The sequence below is a fragment of the Streptacidiphilus carbonis genome, assembly GCF_000787775.1.
In the GTDB taxonomy this organism is placed as follows: Bacteria; Actinomycetota; Actinomycetes; order Streptomycetales; family Streptomycetaceae; genus Streptacidiphilus; species Streptacidiphilus carbonis.
Genome location: NZ_BBPM01000029.1, coordinates 72,932 through 92,535 on the forward strand (window position 1 = coordinate 72,932; position 19,604 = coordinate 92,535).

Consider the following 19,604-nt stretch of genomic DNA (forward strand, 5'->3'; position numbering starts at 1 on the left):
GGCCGACCGGGGCAGGCCCTGCGGACGGCCGTATTCCGGTCGCTAGGCTCGCGTCGTTCCGGAGCGACGAGGCGGAAGCGAAGGTGAGCGGTCCGATGGATGTGGACGTCTTGGTGCGGACGGTCGAACCCGTCACGGATCCGTATGCGCAGTCGCTGGCCGCCCTGTTCGCGGTGCAGGTCGCCCGGCATCCGGACCGGCCGGCCGTGTCCGGACCGGACCGGCAGTACAGCTACGCCGAACTCGACGTGCTCGCCCGGACCTTCGCCTCGGGGCTGCGCAACCTGGGGGTGCCGCGCGGCGCCGTCGTCGCGGTGTCGGGACGGCGCGGACCCGATGCCTGCGTGGCCCTGCTGGGAGCGGCCTTCGCCGGGGTCAGCTATCTGCCGCTGGACGCGTCGCTGCCGGCCGAGCGGCTGGAGGGCATGCTGGCGGACAGCGGAGCGGCGGCCGTGGTCCGACTGCCGGCGTCCTTCCTGGCCGTTGGTCCGAGCAGCCGGGTGCTGGACTTCACCGAGATCCTGGAGGCCGCAGATGCGGCCGACTCCGCCGCCACCGACTCCGCCGCCACCTCCGACTCCGCCGCGACGCGCAGCGGTCCCGGCGGCGGGACCGGGGCCGGGGCCCGTCCGGCGCTGCCGGGACCGGCCGAGGCGGCCGCGGTCCCGGCCTATGTGATGTTCACGTCGGGGACCACCGGTCGACCCAAGGCGGTGCCGGTGCCCCAGCGCGGGGTGGCCAGGCTCGCGATCGACAACGGCTTCCTCGCGGTCCGCCCCACCGACCGGGTGCTGCACGCCTCGACGCTGTCCTTCGACGCCTCCACGCTGGAGATCTGGCCGACCCTGCTCAACGGCGCCTGCCTGGTCCCGGCCGACTCCACGCTGCTGCTGTCGCCGCCCGCCCTGCACGCGTTCCTCCGGCGGGAGCGGATCACCGTCCTGTTCCTCACCACGAGCGTCTTCCACCAGATGGCCAGGGAGCGGCCGCAGATGTTCGCGGGGCTGCGCTATGTGCTGACAGGCGGCGAGGTCCTGCAGCCCGAGGCGGCACGCCGGGTGCTCGAACGCGGTCGGCCGGAGCACCTGGTGAACGCCTACGGACCTACCGAGGCCGCCTGCGTCGCCACCGCCCATGAGATCACCGAGGTGCCGCAGGACGCGATCAGGGTGCCGATCGGAGTGCCCATCGCCGACACCCGCTGCCACCTCCTGCGCGAGGACGGCAGCCCGGCGGCCGTGGGCGAGGAGGGCGAGCTCTACATCGGCGGCCCCGTCGCGACGGGCTATCTGAACGCCCCGCGGGAGAGCGCCGAACGCTTCGTCACCCTTCCGCTCGGACCGGACGGTGAGGACCAACCGGTCTACCGCAGCGGTGACTTCGCCTGCCGCGGGGCCGACGGCTGCCTGGAGTTCCGCGGCCGTCGCGACGAACAGGTCAAGGTGCGCGGCTTCCGGATCGAACCGGCCGAGATCCGCATCGCGCTGACCGGGCACCCGGGCGTCGCCGACGCGGCGGTACTGACCCGCGAGGACGGGGCGACCCGCTCGCTGGCCGCCTGGGCGGCGACCGGAGGGGCGCCCGGCCCGGCGCCGAGCCCCCAGGAACTGCTCTCCTTCCTGCGCGACCGGCTTCCCGGCCCCATGGTGCCCGGCACAGTCACCGTCCTGGATCGGCTGCCGCTGACAGCGAGCGGCAAGCTCGACCGCGCCGCCTTGGCCGCGCTCGGCGAGCCGCCATCCGTCGCGGTACCGCCGGCCGGAGGCCACACGACGGCTGCTGTACCCGGCGCGGTGGCCGCGGCCTGGACGGCCACGCTGTCCACCGGCAGGGCCGAGCCCGAGGACGACTTCTTCGAGGTCGGCGGCAACTCGCTGCTGGCGGTGATGCTGGTGGCCCAGGTTCAGGAGGCCCTGGGGATCGACGACGAGCGCAACCTCCACCTGATCACCGAACTGCTGAACGAGCCGACCCTGCGGGCCTTCACCGCAGTCGTCGCGGAGGTCGTCCGCGCGGGTGGGCCCGGGTCCGGTCCAGCCGCCAGGTCCGGGGCGACCGACGACGGCACCGACCGCTGGCGCCCCGACCTGCAGTGGGACATTCCCAGGGTCACCCATGCGGACCCCGCGCCGGACTGGCGTGCTCCCCGGCAGGTGCTGCTCACCGGCGCCACCGGCTTCCTCGGCTCCTACCTGCTGGGCGAACTGCTGGAACGCACCGACGCACAGATCCACACCCTGGTCAGGGCCCGCGACGCCGGGCACGCCCGCGAGCGGCTCGCCGAGGCCCAGACCCGCTACGGCTGCGGCCGGGCGCTGCCCGAGCAGCGGGTGCGCCCGTTGCTCGGCGACCTCGCCCGTCCCCGTCTGGGCCTGAGCGACGCCGACTGGGAGCAGCAGGCGGCCGCCGCCGACGTGGTCCACCACTGCGGTGCGGAGGTCAACTTCCTCTACCCGTACGAGAAACTGCGGGCCGCCAATGTCCACGGCACCCAGGAGGTGCTGCGGCTCGCGGCCCGCCGCGCGGTCCCGGTGCACCATGTGTCCACCCTGGCCGTAGTGCACGGCCTGGGCGCGGCCGGGGTCCGCCGGGTCACCGAGTCGACCCCGCTCGACGGTGTGGAACTGCTCGCGATGGGTTACCCGGAGAGCAAGTGGGTCGCCGAGGAGGTGGTGCGTAGCGCCGCCCGGGCCGGTCTGCCGGTGGCGGTCCACCGCCCGTACGAGGTGTCCGGAGCCACCACGGACCACGTCTGGAACAGCGGCGCGGCGCTCTGCGAGCTCTTCCGGATCATCGTCGAACTGGGACTGGCACCCGACCTCGACCTGGCGCTGAACCTGGTCCCGGTCGACTTCGTGGCGGGCGCCATCGTCGACCTGGCACTGTGCCGGCCGGCCGAAGGGCAGACGTACCACCTGGTCAACCCGCGCGAGGCGGTGCTCGGCGACATGGTCGACCGGCTGCGCGCGCACGGCCACCGGATCCGCACGGTCGACTACCCGTCCTGGACCGGGGCCCTGCTGGACCACCTGGCGGACCGCCCCGGGCACCGCTTCGCCCCGCTGACCCGGCTGTTCACCCAGCGGATCGCGCCGGGAGGGATCACCGTCCAGGAGCTCGCCCGGGTATCGGTCTCCCCGCGGCTGGACCGCAGCCGGCTGGAGGCCGACCTGGCCGGCCGCGGCATCGACTGCCCGCCGGTGGACCAGCAGCTGCTGGACCGCTACATCGGGTACTTCCACGCCTCCGGCTTCATCACGGAGCCCGCTGCGGCTGCCCCCGGAGTCGGTCATGCCTGAACTCCGGTCCGCTGTGCAGGACTTGACTGCAGGCACGTCGCCGGTCCCGGACCTCACCGATCCCCGCTCGTTCCTGCCCGAGCCGCCCTACCAGGTCTGGGCCGCCCTGCGGCGCAGCGGCCGCCTGCACTACCAGGAGCGCGAGGGCGCGCCCGGGTTCCACTCGGTGACCCGCTACCGGGACATCGACCGGGTGCTGCGCGACTCGGCCGGTTTCAGCTCCGAGTGGGGCATGACCCTGGACAGCGCGCTCGGCGTCCACGACCCGGCCGCGGGGAAGATGATCGAGCTGACCGATCCGCCCCGCCACCAGCGGCTGCGCCGACTGGTCAGCGGCGGGTTGAACCGCTCGGTCGCCCGGACCATGGACGGCGTCCTGCGTGAGCGCGTGCAGCGCTGGGTCGAGCAGGCGGTCGCGGACGGTGAGACCGACTTCGTCCGATCGGTCAGCGAGCGGGTCCCGGCGGCGGCGACCGGACTGCTGCTGGGCCTGCCGGAGCGGGAGTGGGACCGGCTCGCCGACCGGGCCGGCCGGGCCCTCTGCGGCTCATTGGCCGTCGACGACGAGCGGGTCGGCGACCTGGACGCCCGCCGCCATTCCACCGCGACCGCCAACGGGCAGTTGCTGGTCCACCTCGCCGGGCTGCTCGACCACGCGGAGCTGGCCGAGGAGGGGCTGATCAGACGGCTGCTGGACGCGGAGCTCGACGGTGACCGGCTGACCCGCGAGGAAGTGCTGTTGAACTGCCTCAACCTGGCCATCGCCGGCAACGAGACCACCAAGAACGCCACCACCGGGGGCCTGCTGGCCTTCGCCGGGAACCCGGAGCAGTGGCAGCGGCTGCGCCGCCGGCCCGAACTGCTGGACCAGGCGGTGGAGGAGGTCCTGCGCTACACCACGCCCCCGCTGCACTTCACGCGCACCGTCCTCGAACCCCGGACCGTGGCCGGCACCGCGCTGCGGCCGGGCGAACTGCTCTGCCTGTGGATGCCCTCGGCCAACCGCGACGAGGAGGTCTTCCCCGACCCGGACGACTTCCGGATCGAGCGCAACCCCAACCCGCACCTGGCCTTCACCAGCGGCAAGCACTTCTGCCTGGGCGCCCCGCTCGCCCGGCTGGAGATCCGCCTGGTCCTGGAGGCCCTGCTGACCCACGTCGAGTCCATCCACCTCCTCGGCGCCCCGGTCCGCAGACCCACCAACCTGGTCACCGCCTACGCGTCCCTCCCCGTGGCCCTGCGCCGCTGCACAAGAAGTTGATCAGGGATGCTGAACCGATCAGTTGGTGTAGGGGTTCTTGAGGGTCATCGGGGTGCGTGCGATGTCCAGGGTGGACTGGGGGAAGCGGGGGCCCGCTGTGTAGTAGCGGGCCCTGGTGCGGCCGACTGGATCGAGAAGTTGCGCGGTGACGAGGTCGCGGAGGTCGCGTTGTGCCTGTTGCAGGCTCAAGCCTTCGGCCTGCTCATAACGGGAGCGACGGACGCGGCCGGCCATGGCCACATCGTGCAGGGCAGTCACCGTACGTTCGTCCAGGCGGTTGCTTTCGGCGAAGTCGGCGAGCGATCTCCAGGTTCGGCCGGAGCGGTCGAGTCGGCCTTGGACGGCCTGGGCCTGTTGGTGGTAGGCGGTCAGGTTGAAGCGGATCCAGCTGGAGACGTCCTGGTCGGGGACGTACTCCGGTCCCCGGTCGGCGAGTTCGCGGTAGTACTCCCAGGTATTGCCAGGGCGGCCCAGCCATGCCTCGATCGATGAGAACTCCGGGGCTAGCACGCCCTCTCGAGCAATCATGAGCGTCTGCAGCGAACGGGACATGCGCCCGTTTCCGTCAGCCCAGGGGTGGATGGAGACGAGGTGTAGATGTGCCATGGCGGCTCGCACCAAGAGGTGGGTTCCGTCGTCGGCGTTCAACCAATCGACCAGTTCTTGCACTAGTGCGGGAACGCCTTCGGCATTCGGGGCCGTGTAGGCCGCGATGCTTGGGTCGCGGGCGTCGGTCACGTACACCGGGCCGCGACGCCACTGTCCCGCCGGCTTCCGCACGGCGTGGCGGTGGCCTTGCAGTATCCAGTGCAGTGCGTTGAGCAGGCCTTTGCTGTAGCTGAAGTCCTGGGCGTCGTGCAGTGTCTGGATGTACGTCATCATCCGCTGGTAGGCGAGGGTCTCCTCGCGGTTCTCCTCGGAGACCTCGACGTCGCGCTCGCCGTCCATCAGGTCTTCGACGTCGACGGTGGACACCTTGAACCCCTCGATGGAGTTGGAGGCGGCAACAGCATCGGCGGTCAGGAACTTGCGAAGCCCGGCAGTCCACTTTGACGGTGTGGTGAGCACCTGATGCCGCAGGGCATCCCGCATGCGGTCGATCTCGCCGAGGACCTGTTCATCGACGGTGCTGAGGGTGGGAGTCGGGTAGAGCATGCAAGAATAATACATTGACGAAGTCATTACGTCAGTCCGAGGACTCGTCCCCGACCAACGCCTGGGCCCGTCTGAGTTGCTCCAACGACGGCATCGCTGCAGGCCATAAAGTTCGTGGCCGGCAGCGATGCCGTCGTGCTGGTTTTGCCTTTTAGATGTCGAAGTAGAGCTCGAACTCGTGCGGGTGGGGGCGGAGGGCGACCGGGAGGATCTCGTTGGTGCGCTTGTAGTCGATCCAGGTCTCGATCAGGTCGGGGGTGAAGACGCCGCCCGCGAGGAGGTAGTCGTGGTCGGCCTCCAGGGCGTCCAGGACGGCCGGGAGGGTGGAGGGGACCTGGGGGACCGAGGCGTGCTCGTCGGGGGCGAGCTCGTAGAGGTCCTTGTCGACCGGCTCCAGCGGCTCGATCTTGTTCTTGATGCCGTCCAGGCCCGCCATCAGCATCGCCGAGAAGGCGAGGTAGGGGTTGGAGGACGGGTCGGGCGCGCGGAACTCGATGCGCTTGGCCTTGGCGTTGGCGCCGGTGATCGGGATGCGGATCGCCGCGGAGCGGTTGCGCTGCGAGTAGACCAGGTTGACCGGGGCCTCGAAGCCGGGGACCAGGCGGTGGTAGGAGTTCACCGTCGGGTTGGTGAAGGCCAGCAGCGACGGGGCGTGCTTGAGCAGGCCGCCGATGTAGTAGCGGGCCATGTCGGAGAGGCCGGCGTAGCCCTGCTCGTCGTAGAACAGCGGCGAGCCGTCGCTCCACAGCGACTGGTGGCAGTGCATCCCGGAGCCGTTGTCGCCGAAGATCGGCTTGGGCATGAAGGTCGCGGTCTTGCCGTTCCGCCAGGCGACGTTCTTGATGATGTACTTGAACAGCATCAGGTCGTCGGCCGCGGCCAGCAGGGTGTTGAACTTGTAGTTGATCTCGGCCTGGCCGGCCGTGCCGACCTCGTGGTGCTGGCGCTCGACGCTGAGCCCGGAGGCCTCCAGTTCGAGCGACATCTCCGCGCGCAGGTCCGCGAAGTGGTCCACCGGCGGGGCCGGGAAGTAGCCGCCCTTGTAGCGGACCTTGTAGCCGCGGTTGCCGCCCTCCTCGACGCGACCGGTGTTCCAGGCGCCGGCCACCGAGTCGATCTCGTAGAAGGACTTGTTCTGCTTGGTCTCGAAGCGCACGTCGTCGAAGACGTAGAACTCCGCCTCGGGGCCGAAGTAGGCGGTGTCGGCGATGCCGGAGGAGGCGAGGTAGGCCTCGGCCTTCTTGGCCACGTTGCGCGGGTCGCGGCTGTACTGCTCGCCGGTGATCGGGTCGTGGATGAAGAAGTTGATGTTGAGGGTGGAGTCCTTGCGGAAGGCGTCCAGCCGTGCCGTGCCCAGGTCCGGGATCAGGGCCATGTCGGACTCGTGGATCGCCTGGAAGCCGCGGATCGAGGACCCGTCGAACATCAGCGTCTCGGCGGGGTCGAAGGACCCGGCCGGAACGGTGAAGTGCTGCATCACGCCCGGGAGATCGCAGAACCTGACGTCGACGAACTTGACGTCGTTCTCCGAGATGTAGCGGGACACCTCGTCGGCGTTGTTGAACATCCATCCTCCTCGGGCCCGGCAAGCGCCAGGGTTGCAGCTCGGTTGGCGTCACAGCCGGCCCGCCGGTCCCGCCGGCGGTACCGGTGTGGCCACGATAGGAACAGGCCGTTTCTCGCTTGTGACTCGTATGTTTCGTCGATGTTAACCGCAGCAGGTCAAGGAGCGGGGAACCCTTGTGTTTCCTGGGTTTGTGGCGGACCACACCTTGGTCAGGGGTTCACTCGTTGGGGAGTGGACTAGACCACTGTGGGGTGCTGTGGGGAAACCGGCACCCGGGCGCAATTCGGTCCACCTCGGGCGGCTACTGTGGCGTTGTGGACGACAGCAGAAAAGTCATCGGATCGTGGATCGAAGGCCCTCAGGTCGGCGGCCCGGCGCAGGACGGGGCCACCGGCTACCGGGGTCAGCGACTGGGGCTGCCCGAGCAGGGGGCAGGTTCGCTCGCCTCGACCGGGCGCCGCCTGGCCGCGGTCGTCATCGACTGGTGGCTGTGCGCGCTGATCTCCTACGGGCTGATCGCGCACGGCAACACGGTGCTCGCCAACTACTGGGCGATGTTCGTCTTCTTCGTGCTGAGCCTGCTCACCGTCGGCACCATCGGCAGCAGCCCGGGCAAGCGGCTGCTCGGCCTGCGCGTGGTCCGGCTGGACGGCGGCAGGGCCACGCTGGGCCAGGTGGCGCTGCGGACCTTCCTGCTGCTGCTGGCCATCCCCGCGGTGGTCTGGGACCGGGACGGCCGCGGGATGCACGACCGGGCGGTCGGCACGGTCGAGGTCCGGATCTGACGACCCGTTCCCCGCAGGCGCCCCGGGGGGAGTCTGCGGGGCGCTCGTGGGCAGGCGGGAACGAGCACGGCCCCGGTCGCGCCCCTCCGGTGAGGAGGCGCGGCCGGGGCCGGCGGTGTTCCGGTTCGGTTTCCGGTTCAGTGGTGGGGGTGCGGACGCCGGGAGCCGGTCAGCGCGGCCGGCCGCCCTTGGGCATCCGCGCGCCCTTGGGCAGCGGGCCCTTGGGGATCGGCGCGTTGGTCATCAGGTCGCCCATCGCCCGCAGCCGGTCGTTGATCTGGGTGACCTGCGACGCGGGAAGGGTCCGGGACATCCGGGTCAGGTGCAGCTGGAGCTTCTTCAGCGGGATCTGGCCCTCGTCGTCGCCGACGATGATGTCGATCACCGGGACGTCGCCGACGACCCGGCTCATCTTGCGCTTCTCGGCGGCCATCAACGGGCGCAGCCGGTTGATGTTGCCCTCGCCCACCAGCACGATGCCGGGGCGGCCCACCGCGCGGTGCACCGCGTCCTGCTGGCGGGTGGCCGCGACCACGGGGGTGACCGTCCAGCCGCGCTTGATGTTGTTCAGGACGGCCGCGGCAGCGCCGGGCTGTCCGTCCATCTGCCCGAAGGCGGCCTTCTCGGCCCTGCGGCCGAAGACCACGACGGCGGCCAGCAGCCCCGCGAAGAGGCCGAGCACGCCCAGGTAGATCGGGTGTCCGATCAAGAAGCCGATAACCAGGAGCACCGCGAAGGTGCCGAGCCCGATACCGGCGATGATGAGACCGATCTTCGGGTCGACCCGCTTGGTCATGGTGTACGCCAGACGGATCTGCTTCAGCCGTCCGGGGTTTTCGTCGGTGGTTTCCTGCCTCGCCATGCCGCCATCGTACGGTGCGACTGATCCGGTTACCCAAGCCCGGGGGTCGGAAACCGTATCGGGTTGATCTCGTTGCGGCGGACGGCCGTCCGTCAGTGCGCCGAGCCGACCAGGACGCTGTGGACGTCCTCGCGGTCCCGGGCATGGCGGCGGTTCTCGCAGACCGCGTCCCAGGCGTTGCGCCGGGCGGTCTCGTGCCCGCCGCGGAGCAGGACGGACTCCGCCATCCGCAGGGCGCCGCCGAGCAGGCCGCCGCTCAGACTCGTGCTGATGTGGCCGGTGACGGGCTGCCCCGCACCGGGTCGTACGTGTTTCGTCGACTGCATCCTGAACCACTCCCCTCGTGGTCGTGCTGTCCGGAACATGAACGTGCTGTTCTGGCCGTGCGTCGGCCGCGTCTCCGGGGTGGCGCCGCGACGGTGCTGTTCCGTCGCGGCGACTTCCACCCCCATCGTCACCACACTGTGTTACCGCGTGGTGACCCCCGGGTCAAACATGCATGAAGCCCTGTGGCGGGTTTCGGGCGATCTGTTCAGACGGTGGCCCCGCGCCGTTCCAGGGCCTGGCGGTAGAGGCGTCCGGCGCGGTAGGAGGAGCGGACCAGCGGGCCTGACATGACGCCGGCGAAGCCGATCTCCTCGGCCTCCTGCTGCAGCTCCACGAACTCCTGCGGCTTCACCCAGCGCTCGACCGGGTGGTGCCTGGGGGAGGGGCGCAGGTACTGGGTGATGGTGATCAGCTCGCAGCCGGCCTCGTGCAGGTCGCGAAGGGCCTCGCTGACCTCCTCGCGGGTCTCGCCCATGCCCAGGATCAGGTTGGACTTGGTGACCAGACCGACGGCCCGGGCCTCGGTGATGACCTTGAGCGAGCGCTCGTAGCGGAAGCCGGGACGGATCCGCTTGAAGATCCGGGGCACCGTCTCGACGTTGTGCGCGAGCACCTGCGGGCGCGACGAGAAGACCTCGGCCAGCTGCTCGGGGACGGCGTTGAAGTCGGGGATCAGCAGCTCGACGCCGGTCCGCCCGGTCGGCCGGTCGGCGGTGACCGCGTGGATCTGGCGCACCGTCTCGGCGTAGAGCCAGGCGCCGCCGTCCTCCAGGTCGTCGCGGGCGACGCCGGTGATGGTGGCGTAGTTGAGGTCCATGGTGAGCACGGACTCGGCGACCCGGCGCGGCTCGTCGCGGTCGAAGTCGGCCGGCTTGCCGGTGTCGATCTGGCAGAAGTCGCAGCGCCGGGTGCACTGGTCGCCGCCGATGAGGAAGGTCGCCTCGCGGTCCTCCCAGCACTCGAAGATGTTGGGGCAGCCGGCCTCCTGGCAGACCGTGTGCAGCCCCTCCTTCTTCACCAGCGACTGGAGAGCCGTGTACTCGGGCCCCATTTTGGCCCGGGTCTTGATCCACTCCGGCTTCCGCTCGATCGGGGTCTCGCTGTTGCGGACCTCCAGACGCAGCATCTTCCGACCGTCGGGTGCGACAGCGGACACGTAGCGGCTCCCTCAATGTTGATCAATATTGATGTGGTGCGGGCTTGATGTGGTGCGGGCTCTCACTCGAACTTCCAGGCGGTCCCCCCAGGGTACGCCTGTGATTCCATGGGCCGGTCGGCCCCCGGGCCACCCTTCAGACGGCAACAGCGGGGGACGGCGGCTGATTCCCGGTCGGTGCCGGGGCGTTGTCCGACCGGGCGGTGTCCGACCGGGCGGTGCCGGAAGGGATGCTCTCGGCAGCGGCGGATCCGCCGAGTACCTCGCCCAGGTGCCGCTGCACCGCGGGCAGCGCCTCGGCGACGGTGACGTCCCGGCCCAGTTCGGTGCTGAGCGAGCCGACCCCGGCGTCGCGGATGCCGCAGGGGATGATCTGGTCGAACCAGGTCATGTCGGGGTCGCAGTTCAGGGCGAAGCCGTGCATGGTCACCCCGCGGGCGACCCGGACCCCGATGGCGGTCAGCTTGCGGTCGTCGCCGCGCTGGCCGGCGTTGGACGCGGCGTACTCGGGGCCGGCCAGCCGGGGGTCCAGGCCGAGCTTGGCGCCCATCCGCAGGGTCAGCGCGCCGATGTCCACCACCCGCTCCTGGTCCACCACGGCGCCGGGAAGCTCCTCGCCGAGCACCCATACGCCGCTGCGGCCCTCGACCCGGGTGGTGGCCACGCCGAACTCGGCGCAGGCCCGGATCAGTGCCTCCTCCAGCCGGCGCACGTAGGCGACCACGTCCATCGGCTCGGGCAGCTTCACGATCGGGTAGCCGATCAGCTGGCCCGGACCGTGCCAGGTGATCTCGCCGCCCCGGGTCACCTCGACCACCGGGGTGCCGTCCAGCGGGTAGTCCTCGCGGCGGGTGCGGCGGCCGGCGGTGTAGACGGGCAGGTGCTCCAGCAGCAGGACGGTGTCCGGTATCTCGTCGGCGACCCGCAGGGCGTGCAGCCGCTGCTGCTCGGCCAGGGCCTCCTCGTAGGGAACCGCCCGCTCGCCGATGCCCAGGTGCACAAAGCGCAGTCCGCCGCCCACCGCAACCGCCCCTCTTCCGTCCGTCTTCCGCCTGCCGTGCCGCAGTCCGTGCCGCAGTCCGTGCTGCAGTCCCTGCCACTCTACGACTGCCGGGACCCGCCGATGGGATGACAGAGATTGAAATCTGTCATCACATCGTGCATAGTTGTCCGCAGAAGGTAGAAGACCCCGAAAGGACCGAACCCTCATGGACTTCCGTCAGCTCGGCAGCACCGGCCCCCGCGTCTCCGCCATCGGCCTGGGCGCCATGGGCATGTCCGGCATGTACGGCCCCGCCGACGAGACCGAGTCGATCGCCACCGTCCACGCGGCCATGGACGCGGGCGTCACCCTCATCGACACCGGCGACTTCTACGGCATGGGCCACAACGAACTGCTGATCCGCGACGCCCTGCGCAGTAGCGGCCGCGACCGCGGCGAGGTGCAGATCAGCGTGAAGTTCGGCGCCCTGCGCGACGCCGACGGCGGCTGGCTGGGCAACGACGCCCGCCCGCAGGCCGTCAAGAACTTCCTCGCCTACTCGCTGCGCCGGCTGGGCACCGACCACATCGACATCTACCGTCCGGCCCGGCTGGACCCCGCCGTCCCGATCGAGGAGACCGTCGGCGCCATCGCCGAGCAGATCCAGGCCGGGCACGTACGCCACATCGGGCTCTCCGAGGTCGGCGCCGAGACCCTGCGCCGGGCCCACGCCGTGCACCCGATCGCCGACCTGCAGATCGAGTACTCGCTGATCTCCCGGGGCATCGAGGCCGAGATCCTGCCCACCGCCCGCGAGCTGGGCATCGGCATCACCGCCTACGGGGTGCTCTCGCGCGGTCTCATCAGCGGCCACTGGCGCGCCGACCAGGCCACGGCCCCGGGCGACTTCCGCGGCATCAGCCCCCGCTTCGCCGCCGGCAACGTCGACACCAACCTCCGGTTGGTCGAGGCCCTGCGGGCGGTCGCCGAGGCCAAGGGCGCGACCGTCGCACAGACCGCCATCGCCTGGGTGCTGGCCCAGGGCGAGTCCATCGTCCCGCTGGTCGGCGCCCGCCGCCGGGAGCGGCTGAGCGAGGCCCTCGGCGCCCTCGACCTCAAGCTCGGCGCTGACGACCTGGCCGCGATCGAGGCCGCGGTCCCGGCCGGTGCCGCCGCGGGCGACCGGTACGCGGCCGCGCAGATGGCACATCTGGACAGCGAGAAGTAAGGCCGGACGACAAGCGATGGCAGAAACACCGCTCACCACCGAGCAGATCCTCGAGGCGGCGGAGGACGTCCTGCGCCGCTTCGGGCCCGCCAAGGCCACGGTGGTGGATGTGGCCCGCGTGCTCGGCGTCAGCCACGGCACGGTCTACCGCCACTTCCCGAGCAAGGCGGCGCTGCGGGCCGCGGTCGCCCGCCGCTGGCTGGACCGCGCCCATGCGGCGCTGCCCGCCATCGCGACCGGATCCCAGTCCCCGGACCGCCGGCTCCGGCTCTGGCTGGAGGCCCTGTACGGGGCCAAGAAGCGCAAGGCGCTCGACGACCCCGAACTGTTCGCCACCTACTCGGTGCTGGCCACCGAGAGCCACGAGGTGCTCGACGAGCACATAAGGACCCTGCAGGCGCAGCTCGCCGTGATCATCGCCGAGGGCCAGGACGACGGGATCTTCGCCCGCGACGGCGACCCGCTGACGCTGGCTCAGATCGTCTTCCAGGCCACCGGCCGCTTCCACGACCCGGTCTACGCACCGGTCTGGTCCGCCCCGAACGCGGACCGCGACTTCGCCGCCGTCGTCGGCCTGCTGCTGCGGGGCCTCGCGGCGCGCTGACGCGCCCTCAGGGTCCGCTGCCACGGCCGTTGTCGGCATCGCCTCAACGGGGGGATGTTGTCACTCGATCGGACGAACGTAGAGACGTATTCGGCCATACGGGTCAAATGCTCGCTACATTCACGCCGTTCCCGTAGGGAGCTCGCGGGGCGTTCCGGGGAGCGCACCCCGGTGCCGCCGAGAGCCCCCGGAAGGTGAGTGCCCTATGCCCCAACGGCCAGTAACCGAGCGGCCGTCGACCGAGCCGCGTCCGGACCGCAGCCCAGTCCCGGACCTCCCTCGGTCGGTCGACCACCGGATCAGCCCGCCCCGGGCTTTGGAGCCATCCATGAGTCCCGGTCAGGCCCGTCCCGTCCCGCACCAGGCGTCGCAGCCCGAGGTCCGCTCCCAGGCCGACAGGTCGCAGAACGCACGGTTGGCGGCGCTGATCGAGGAGGCCGGGTTCTCCCACGCCGGCCTCGCCCGGCGGGTCGACCAGCTCGGCCTGGAGCACGGCCTGGACCTGCGCTACGACAAGACCTCGGTGACCCGCTGGCTCCGCGGTCAGCAGCCGCGCGGGGCGACCCCCGCACTGATCGCCGAGGTCTTCACCCGCCGCCTCGGCCGCCGGCTGAGCGCGCAGGACCTGGGGCTGGACGCCTGCGCGCCGGTGTACGCGGGGCTGGAGTTCGCCGAGACCCCGGCCGAGGCGGTGGACATCGTCAGCAGCATGTGGCGCAAGGACACCGGCGCCCACTCGGAGCTGCGCCGGATCGCCTTCACCCCGGCCGGTCTGGTGGTCCCCAGCCGGGACTGGCTGATCGGCCGCACCGACGACCGGGTCGCCAGGGAGACCCCGCAGGAGCTGGGCATCGCCGCCCCGCCGCTGCGTCCCGGACTGCGCCCCGGGCATCCGGCCGGGCACTCGGGCATCCCCGCGCAGACCCGTCGTCCGCTCACTCCCGGAGCACTGGGGGCCGGCGGCCCGGTCGGGGCTCCGGTGGGGGGCTCGGGCGGGATCGGCCACGGCGAGCTGCTGCCCGCCCCGGCCCCGCCGGCCCACCCGCCGCGCGGACTGCAGCGGGTCGGCCGCGGCGACGTCGCCGCGGTCCGCGCCGTCGGCGACCTGTTCCGTTCGCTGGACAACGCCTACGGCGGCGGGCACGCCCGGCAGGCGCTGATCCGGTACCTGGAGAGCGAGGCCGAGCCGATGCTGCGGGGCCGCTACAGCGAGCCCATCGGCCGCTCGCTGTTCGGCGCCGTCGCCGACCTCACCCGGCTGGCCGGGTGGACCTCCTACGACATCGGCGCGCACGGTCTGGCCCAGCGCTACTTCGTGCAGTCGCTGCGGTTGGCCCAGGCGGCCAACGACCGGCTCTACGGCGCGTACATCCTGGTCACCATGAGCCGCCAGGCGGTCTACCTGGGCCACGGCCGGGAGGCCGTGCAGCTGGCCAGGGTGGCCCAGCAGGGGATCGGCAGCGCGGCGCCCAGCCCGGTTCAGGCCCTGATGCACGCGGCCGAGGCGCGGGGGCACGGGGTGATCGGCGACGCCCGCTCCTGCACCACCTCGCTGGTCCGCGCGGAGCGGGCGCTGCAGACCGCGCGCCCCGGCGACGACCTGCCGCCGTGGGCCCGCTTCTTCGACGAGGCCCAACTCGCCGACGAGTTCGGCCACTGCTACCGCGATCTGCAGCAATGGCGCCCCTGCGCGCAGCACGCGGAGCGGTCGCTCCGGCTCCGGGCCGCGGGCTACGCCCGCAGCCGGGTGTTCTGCCGCATCGTGCTGGCCACGGCGAGGCTGGGGATGGGCGAGATCGACGAGGCCTGCACCGGCGCCACGGAGGCGCTGCGCGGGGCCGCGGAGATGCGGTCGCTCCGTGCGGTCGAGTACGTCCGGGAGTTCAGCCGTCGGCTCGGGCCCTATCGGGGGACCACGGCCGTCCGCAGCTTCGAGGAGGCGGCGCATGCGGCCGGGGTGATCTGACGGGTTGTTCCTGGTTGCTGTTCGCGCAGTTCCCCGCGCCCCCGAAGGGGCGCGGGGAACTGCGCACATCAGGCAGCCCGCTCTGCCCCGGTCACGTCGGGCACCCCCAGGTCCCGCAGGACGGCGACGGCCGCCCGCCGCCCCGAGACCAGGGCTCCCTGGACCGTGCTGGTGTCGCGGTGGTCGCCGCAGACGTAGAGGCCGTGCAGCACCCGCACGGGTCGGCGGAAGTGGTGCGGCGGCACCATCGCAGGGAGGGCGTCCGGGACGTGGCGTACCGTCAGGAACTCCCAGCCGGACGGGTCCACCCCGTAGAGCCGGCCCAGGCGCCGCCGGACCTGCGGCTCCAGTGCTGCCGGGCCGTCGGGCCCGAAGTGCGGGCGGCCCAGCACCGTGGAGGAGATCAGCGCGCCGCCGCCGGGGGCGTAGCTGCGGTCCACCTCGCTGAGGACCAGCGTGTGCGCCACCGGGGAGCTGCCCCGGTCCGCGTCCAGCAGCAGCTGCGGCGCGGCCAGCGGCGGGGCGGCGGCGACGTGGTAATAGGTGGTCACCGGGTGGTGCCCCGGCTGGTGCAGTCCGGGCAGCAGCTCGCCCGCCGAGCGGGCGTCCACGGCCACCACCACCGCCCGGCAGGGCACCCGGCCGTGCCGGGCGGTGTCGACGCCGTCCGCCGAGACCGAGGCCACCCGGACGCCCAGCCGGACCGTCCCGGCCGGCAGTGCCTCGGCGAGCTGCGCGGGGACCGCGCCGATGCCCCCGGCCGGCAGGCTGAGCCCGCCGCGGGCGTAGCCGCGCAGCACCAGGTCGGCGACCCTGCTGCTGCTGGCCAGGTGCGGGTCGCTGAGCAGCGCGGCCAGCAGCGGGCGCAGAAAGCTCTCGACGGTCCTGGCCGGGATCCCGCGCAGCGCCAGCGCCTCGGCGGCGGTGCGCTCGGGGCGGCCCAGCAGCCGTTCGGTGGGGGTCGCGGCGAGCCGCGCCAGGGCCGCGCCGAGGCGGGCCTTGTCCCAGGGGGCGCCGATGGGGGCGCGGACGGAGTTGAGCGCGCTGCGGGCCCCGGGGGCCGCCCCGATCCGGTGCCGCCGTCCCTGCTGATGCACCAGCACCTCGGGGCTGAGCGGGCGCAGTTCGAGCCGCTGCAGGTCGAGGCTGTGGTCCAGGTCCGGGAACGAGGGATTGAGCAGGTGCGAACCGTGGTCGAGCCGGAAGCCGTCCTGGTGGTCCCCGGCCGACCTGCCGCCGATGCGGCCGGTGGCTTCCAGGACGGTGACCGCCAACCCGGCGGCGGTGAGCTGTCGCGCGGCGGCCAGTCCGGCGAGTCCGGCTCCCACCACGACCACGTCGACCGGGCTGGGCTTGCGGTGGAGCAGAGGCGTTGCGGGCACGGTGCGGCTCCCTCCAGGTGCCTCGGCCGGCTGACGCCGACCGGTCCCCCCGTCCATGCCCGGTCGAGGTGCTGATCAGACCGCCGGTTTCGGACGGAGTGAACGCACGGCGACCGTTCGACGACGGCGGGTGACTGTGGGGATGGGGGAGGGGCGCAGGCGAGCGCGGAGGGTTACTGATGCGTCGGCGTGCGCCCCCGCCGTGCGCCTGTACGCCGTCCGCGCCGCCGACCGCGGAGGGGCCGCCGGGCACGGAGCGTGCGGGCGGGCACGGGGCATACGGACGGCGCGTCAGGTGCCGCTCAGAGTGCGGCTTCGATGGCCTGGTCCACGGTCGGGTGGGCGAAACGGAACCCGGCGTCGAGCAGCTTGGCGGGAACCACGCGGTGGCTCCCCACCACCTCCACCGCCATCTCGCCCAGCACCAGCTTCAGCGCGAACTCCGGGACGGCGGCCACGGTGGGGCGGTGCAGCACCCGTCCCATCGCCTCGGTCACCTCCTGGTTGGTCACCGGGTCCGGTGCGCTCAGGTTGAACGCACCGCTCAGCGACTCGTTGTCGACCAGGAAGCGCAGCGCGGCCACCTCGTCGCGCAGCGAGATGAAGCTCCAGTACTGCCGGCCGTTGCCCAGCCGCCCGCCCAGGCCCAGCTTGAACAGTGGGAACAGCCGCCCCCAGGCGCCCCCGTCGCCGGCCACCACCAGCCCGGTCCTGGCGTGTGCGACCCGGATGCCGGCCGCCTCGGCCGGGGCGGTGGCCCGCTCCCACTCCACGCAGACCCGGGCCAGGTAGTCGCCGCCCGCGGGTGCGGTCTCGTCGATGATCCGGTCCCCGGTCTGCCCGTAGTAGCCCACCGCCGAGGCACTGACCAGCACCTTGGGCGGCTGCTCCAGCCCGGCCAGGGCGTCGGCGACGGTAGCGGTGCCCAGCAGTCGGCTCTCGTGGATCTCCCGCTTGTAGGCCGCGGTCCAGCGGTGGTCGGCGATGCCGGCGCCGGCCAGGTGCACCACGGCGTCCAGCGGCGCTCCGTCGGCGCCCTTCGCCAGGGCGGCCCGGTCGATGGCCCGCAGCCGCGGGTTCCAGCGGACCTCGGTGCTGCCGTCCCCCCGCGGAGCGGGCGGACGCCGCACCAGCCGGACCACTTGGTGGCCGTCCTCCAGCAGCGAGCGGACGAGGGCGGACCCGACGAGGCCGGTCGAGCCGGTGACAGCGATGCGCATGTCGCCATCCTGGCAGGTCGCCGTAGTGGCGCTGCGGAGGTACGGGGTGATGTCGGACGTCGGGTGCGGGTTGTGTGTGGTTCCTGTTCGCGCAGTTCCCCGCGCCCCTCAGGCGTTGCAACTGGGCCAGTTGCAGTTGCCAGGGGCGCGGGGAACTGCGCGAACACCAACCAGGCACATCCCGCAGCCGACAACGTGTCAGAAACCCGTTACCCGCCGAACCGCTCCCAGAGGCGGGGGAAACGTTCCGCCATGATCCCGGCGTTGTCGAAGTCGAAGGACCTTCCGGTCGGCTTGCCCGACCTGACCTTGATGCCGAGGTCCGGCAGCGGCAGTCCGGTGAGCTGCTCGTGGGCACGGTCCGCGGCGTCGCCCAGCTCCTCGGCGTCGCCGTCGTCCTCCTCGTCGAAGTCCGGGACCAGGTCGGCCAGCTCGTCCGGTTCGGCGAGCGCGCCTTCGAACACCTCGCGGCCCTGGCCGATCAGCCAGCAGCAGAAGTAGTCGAAGGCCTCGTCGTTGGCCCCTCCCAGCAGCAGGTCCGCGGCTCCCCACAGGTCCCAGCGCCAGGCCCGCACCATCCGCGCCTCGAACAGCCTGGCGAAGTCGATCACCTCGTCGGGCGTCCGCTCCACCAGCCTTTCGACCAGCAGGTCGGCATGCTCCACCGGGTCGCCCTGAGCTCCCTCACGGGTCTCGTCGATCAACTGCCAGAAGTCCGTCTCGTCCATAGCCCTGATCCTCGCAGGTCTCCGGGGACGCCGCTGCCCCCGTCCCGCCGAAGCGGGGACGGGGGCAGCGGTCAGGAGGGGTCAGAGCCCGAGGTCGCCCTCGAACGCGCCTTCCTCCAGGCGGGCCTTGACGGTGCCCAGGAAGCGGGCGGCGTCGGCGCCGTCGACCACGCGGTGGTCGTAGGACAGGGCCAGGTAGACCATGTCGCGGACGGCGATGGTCTCGCCGAGCTCCGGCGTGGTGACCACCACGGCACGCTTGACCGTCGCGCCGATGCCGAGGATCGCGACCTGCGGCGGCGTGAAGATCGGGGTGTCGAACAGCGCGCCGCGCGAGCCGGTGTTGGTGACGGTGAAGGTGCCGCCGGACAGCTCGTCCGGCTTGACCTTGTTGTCCCGGGTACGGGCGGCCAGGTCGGCGGTCTTCTTGGCGATGCCGGCGATGTTGAGGTCGCCCGCGTCGTGGATGACCGGGACCATCAGGCCGCGCTCGGTGTCCACCGCGATGCCGATGTGCTCGGCGCCGTGGTAGGTGATCGTGCCCTCGGCGTCGTTGACGGTCGAGTTGACGATCGGGTTGGACTTGAGCGCCTCGGCGGCGGCCTTCACGAAGAAGGGCATCGGCGAGAGCTTGACGCCCTCACGGGCGGCGAAGCCGTTCTTGGCCTGGGCGCGGAGCCGCATCACCTTGGTGACGTCGACCTCAATGACCGTGGTGAGCTGGGCGGTGGTCTGGATCGCCTTCAGCATGTTGTCGGCGATGACCTTGCGCATGCGGGTCATCTTGACCGTCTGGCCGCGCAGCGGGGAGGCCTCGGCGACGGTCGTCGGGGCCTTGGCGGTGGCAGCCGCGGCAGCCGGGGCGGGCGCGGCCGCGGCCTTGGCGGCCTCGGCTGCGGCGAGCACGTCCTGCTTGCGGATCCGGCCGCCGACGCCGGTGCCCTTGACCGCGCTGAGGCTGATGCCCTGCTCGGAGGCCAGCTTGCGGACCAGCGGGGTGACGTAGGCGTCGCCGGCGTCGACCGGGGCCGGGGCGGCGGGCGCCGGGGGGACCGGTGCGGCCACCGGGGCCGGGGCCGGGG

The 19,604-nt window shown here is 71.9% G+C and carries 16 protein-coding genes; 6 read left to right on the forward strand and 10 right to left on the reverse strand.

What is annotated here, in order from left to right:
• Positions 1–95: 95 nt before the first annotated feature.
• Both TR46_RS22395 and TR46_RS22400 read left to right on the forward strand, forming a co-directional pair.
• Entirely contained in the window at positions 96–3,299 is a 3,204-nt protein-coding gene (locus tag TR46_RS22395) for a non-ribosomal peptide synthetase (RefSeq protein WP_052433006.1), read from the forward strand.
• A 22-nt stretch (positions 3,300–3,321) separates the two neighbouring features.
• Positions 3,322–4,560, forward strand: a complete 1,239-nt coding sequence (locus TR46_RS22400) for a cytochrome P450 (protein ID WP_152626609.1) — start codon at positions 3,322–3,324, stop codon at positions 4,558–4,560.
• An 18-nt stretch (positions 4,561–4,578) separates the two neighbouring features.
• On the opposite strand, the gene TR46_RS22405 is transcribed toward TR46_RS22400, so the two are convergent.
• Both TR46_RS22405 and glnA read right to left on the reverse strand, forming a co-directional pair.
• Positions 4,579–5,715 (reverse strand): Fic family protein, encoded by a 1,137-nt coding sequence (locus TR46_RS22405; RefSeq protein ID WP_042404166.1) that lies wholly within the window; start codon positions 5,713–5,715, stop codon positions 4,579–4,581.
• A 151-nt stretch (positions 5,716–5,866) separates the two neighbouring features.
• Positions 5,867–7,282: a type I glutamate--ammonia ligase gene (glnA, locus tag TR46_RS22410; protein ID WP_042404168.1), complete on the reverse strand. Its 1,416-nt coding sequence runs from the start codon at positions 7,280–7,282 to the stop codon at positions 5,867–5,869.
• A gap of 314 nt (positions 7,283–7,596) precedes the next feature.
• On the opposite strand from glnA, the gene TR46_RS22415 reads away from it, so the two are divergent.
• The gene (locus tag TR46_RS22415) at positions 7,597–8,067 is read left to right on the forward strand and encodes an RDD family protein (RefSeq protein WP_042404170.1); all 471 of its coding nucleotides are present in this window, start codon (positions 7,597–7,599) and stop codon (positions 8,065–8,067) included.
• Positions 8,068–8,236: 169 nt separating this feature from the next.
• Here TR46_RS22415 and TR46_RS22420 read toward each other — a convergent pair whose 3' ends face one another.
• From TR46_RS22420 to lipB, 4 genes are all read right to left on the reverse strand, one after another.
• Positions 8,237–8,929, reverse strand: a complete 693-nt coding sequence (locus TR46_RS22420; protein ID WP_042404174.1) for a DUF4191 domain-containing protein — start codon at positions 8,927–8,929, stop codon at positions 8,237–8,239.
• A gap of 92 nt (positions 8,930–9,021) precedes the next feature.
• The gene (locus TR46_RS22425; protein WP_042404177.1) at positions 9,022–9,255 is read right to left on the reverse strand and encodes a hypothetical protein; all 234 of its coding nucleotides are present in this window, start codon (positions 9,253–9,255) and stop codon (positions 9,022–9,024) included.
• Between the two features lie 206 nt (positions 9,256–9,461).
• Positions 9,462–10,412, reverse strand: coding sequence for a lipoyl synthase (gene lipA, locus TR46_RS22430; RefSeq protein ID WP_042404180.1), 951 nt, complete (start codon positions 10,410–10,412; stop codon positions 9,462–9,464).
• A 136-nt stretch (positions 10,413–10,548) separates the two neighbouring features.
• Positions 10,549–11,433, reverse strand: coding sequence for a lipoyl(octanoyl) transferase LipB (gene lipB, locus TR46_RS22435; protein ID WP_084718830.1), 885 nt, complete (start codon positions 11,431–11,433; stop codon positions 10,549–10,551).
• A 187-nt stretch (positions 11,434–11,620) separates the two neighbouring features.
• Here lipB and TR46_RS22440 point away from each other — a divergent pair, with 187 nt between their 5' ends.
• From TR46_RS22440 to TR46_RS22450, 3 genes are all read left to right on the forward strand, one after another.
• On the forward strand, positions 11,621–12,622 hold the full coding sequence (locus tag TR46_RS22440) for an aldo/keto reductase (RefSeq protein WP_042404181.1): 1,002 nt from the start codon (positions 11,621–11,623) through the stop codon (positions 12,620–12,622).
• Between the two features lie 16 nt (positions 12,623–12,638).
• A complete protein-coding gene (locus TR46_RS22445; RefSeq protein WP_042404182.1) occupies positions 12,639–13,226 on the forward strand; it encodes a TetR/AcrR family transcriptional regulator in 588 nt (195 codons plus the stop codon).
• A 328-nt stretch (positions 13,227–13,554) separates the two neighbouring features.
• Positions 13,555–15,192: an NsdA family TPR-like regulatory protein gene (locus TR46_RS22450; RefSeq protein ID WP_236655437.1), complete on the forward strand. Its 1,638-nt coding sequence runs from the start codon at positions 13,555–13,557 to the stop codon at positions 15,190–15,192.
• Positions 15,193–15,260: 68 nt separating this feature from the next.
• Here the strand turns inward: TR46_RS22450 and TR46_RS22455 are convergent, their stop codons facing one another.
• The 4 genes from TR46_RS22455 to sucB form a co-directional block, all read right to left on the reverse strand.
• Entirely contained in the window at positions 15,261–16,574 is a 1,314-nt protein-coding gene (locus TR46_RS22455) for an NAD(P)/FAD-dependent oxidoreductase (protein ID WP_236655438.1), read from the reverse strand.
• A gap of 302 nt (positions 16,575–16,876) precedes the next feature.
• On the reverse strand, positions 16,877–17,794 hold the full coding sequence (locus TR46_RS22460) for a TIGR01777 family oxidoreductase (RefSeq protein ID WP_042404184.1): 918 nt from the start codon (positions 17,792–17,794) through the stop codon (positions 16,877–16,879).
• Positions 17,795–18,003: 209 nt separating this feature from the next.
• Positions 18,004–18,522, reverse strand: coding sequence for a DUF4240 domain-containing protein (locus tag TR46_RS22465; protein ID WP_042404186.1), 519 nt, complete (start codon positions 18,520–18,522; stop codon positions 18,004–18,006).
• 81 nt (positions 18,523–18,603) lie between these two features.
• A partial coding sequence (sucB, locus tag TR46_RS22470; RefSeq protein ID WP_042404233.1) for a 2-oxoglutarate dehydrogenase, E2 component, dihydrolipoamide succinyltransferase occupies positions 18,604–19,604 on the reverse strand: 1,001 nt, incomplete at its 5' end.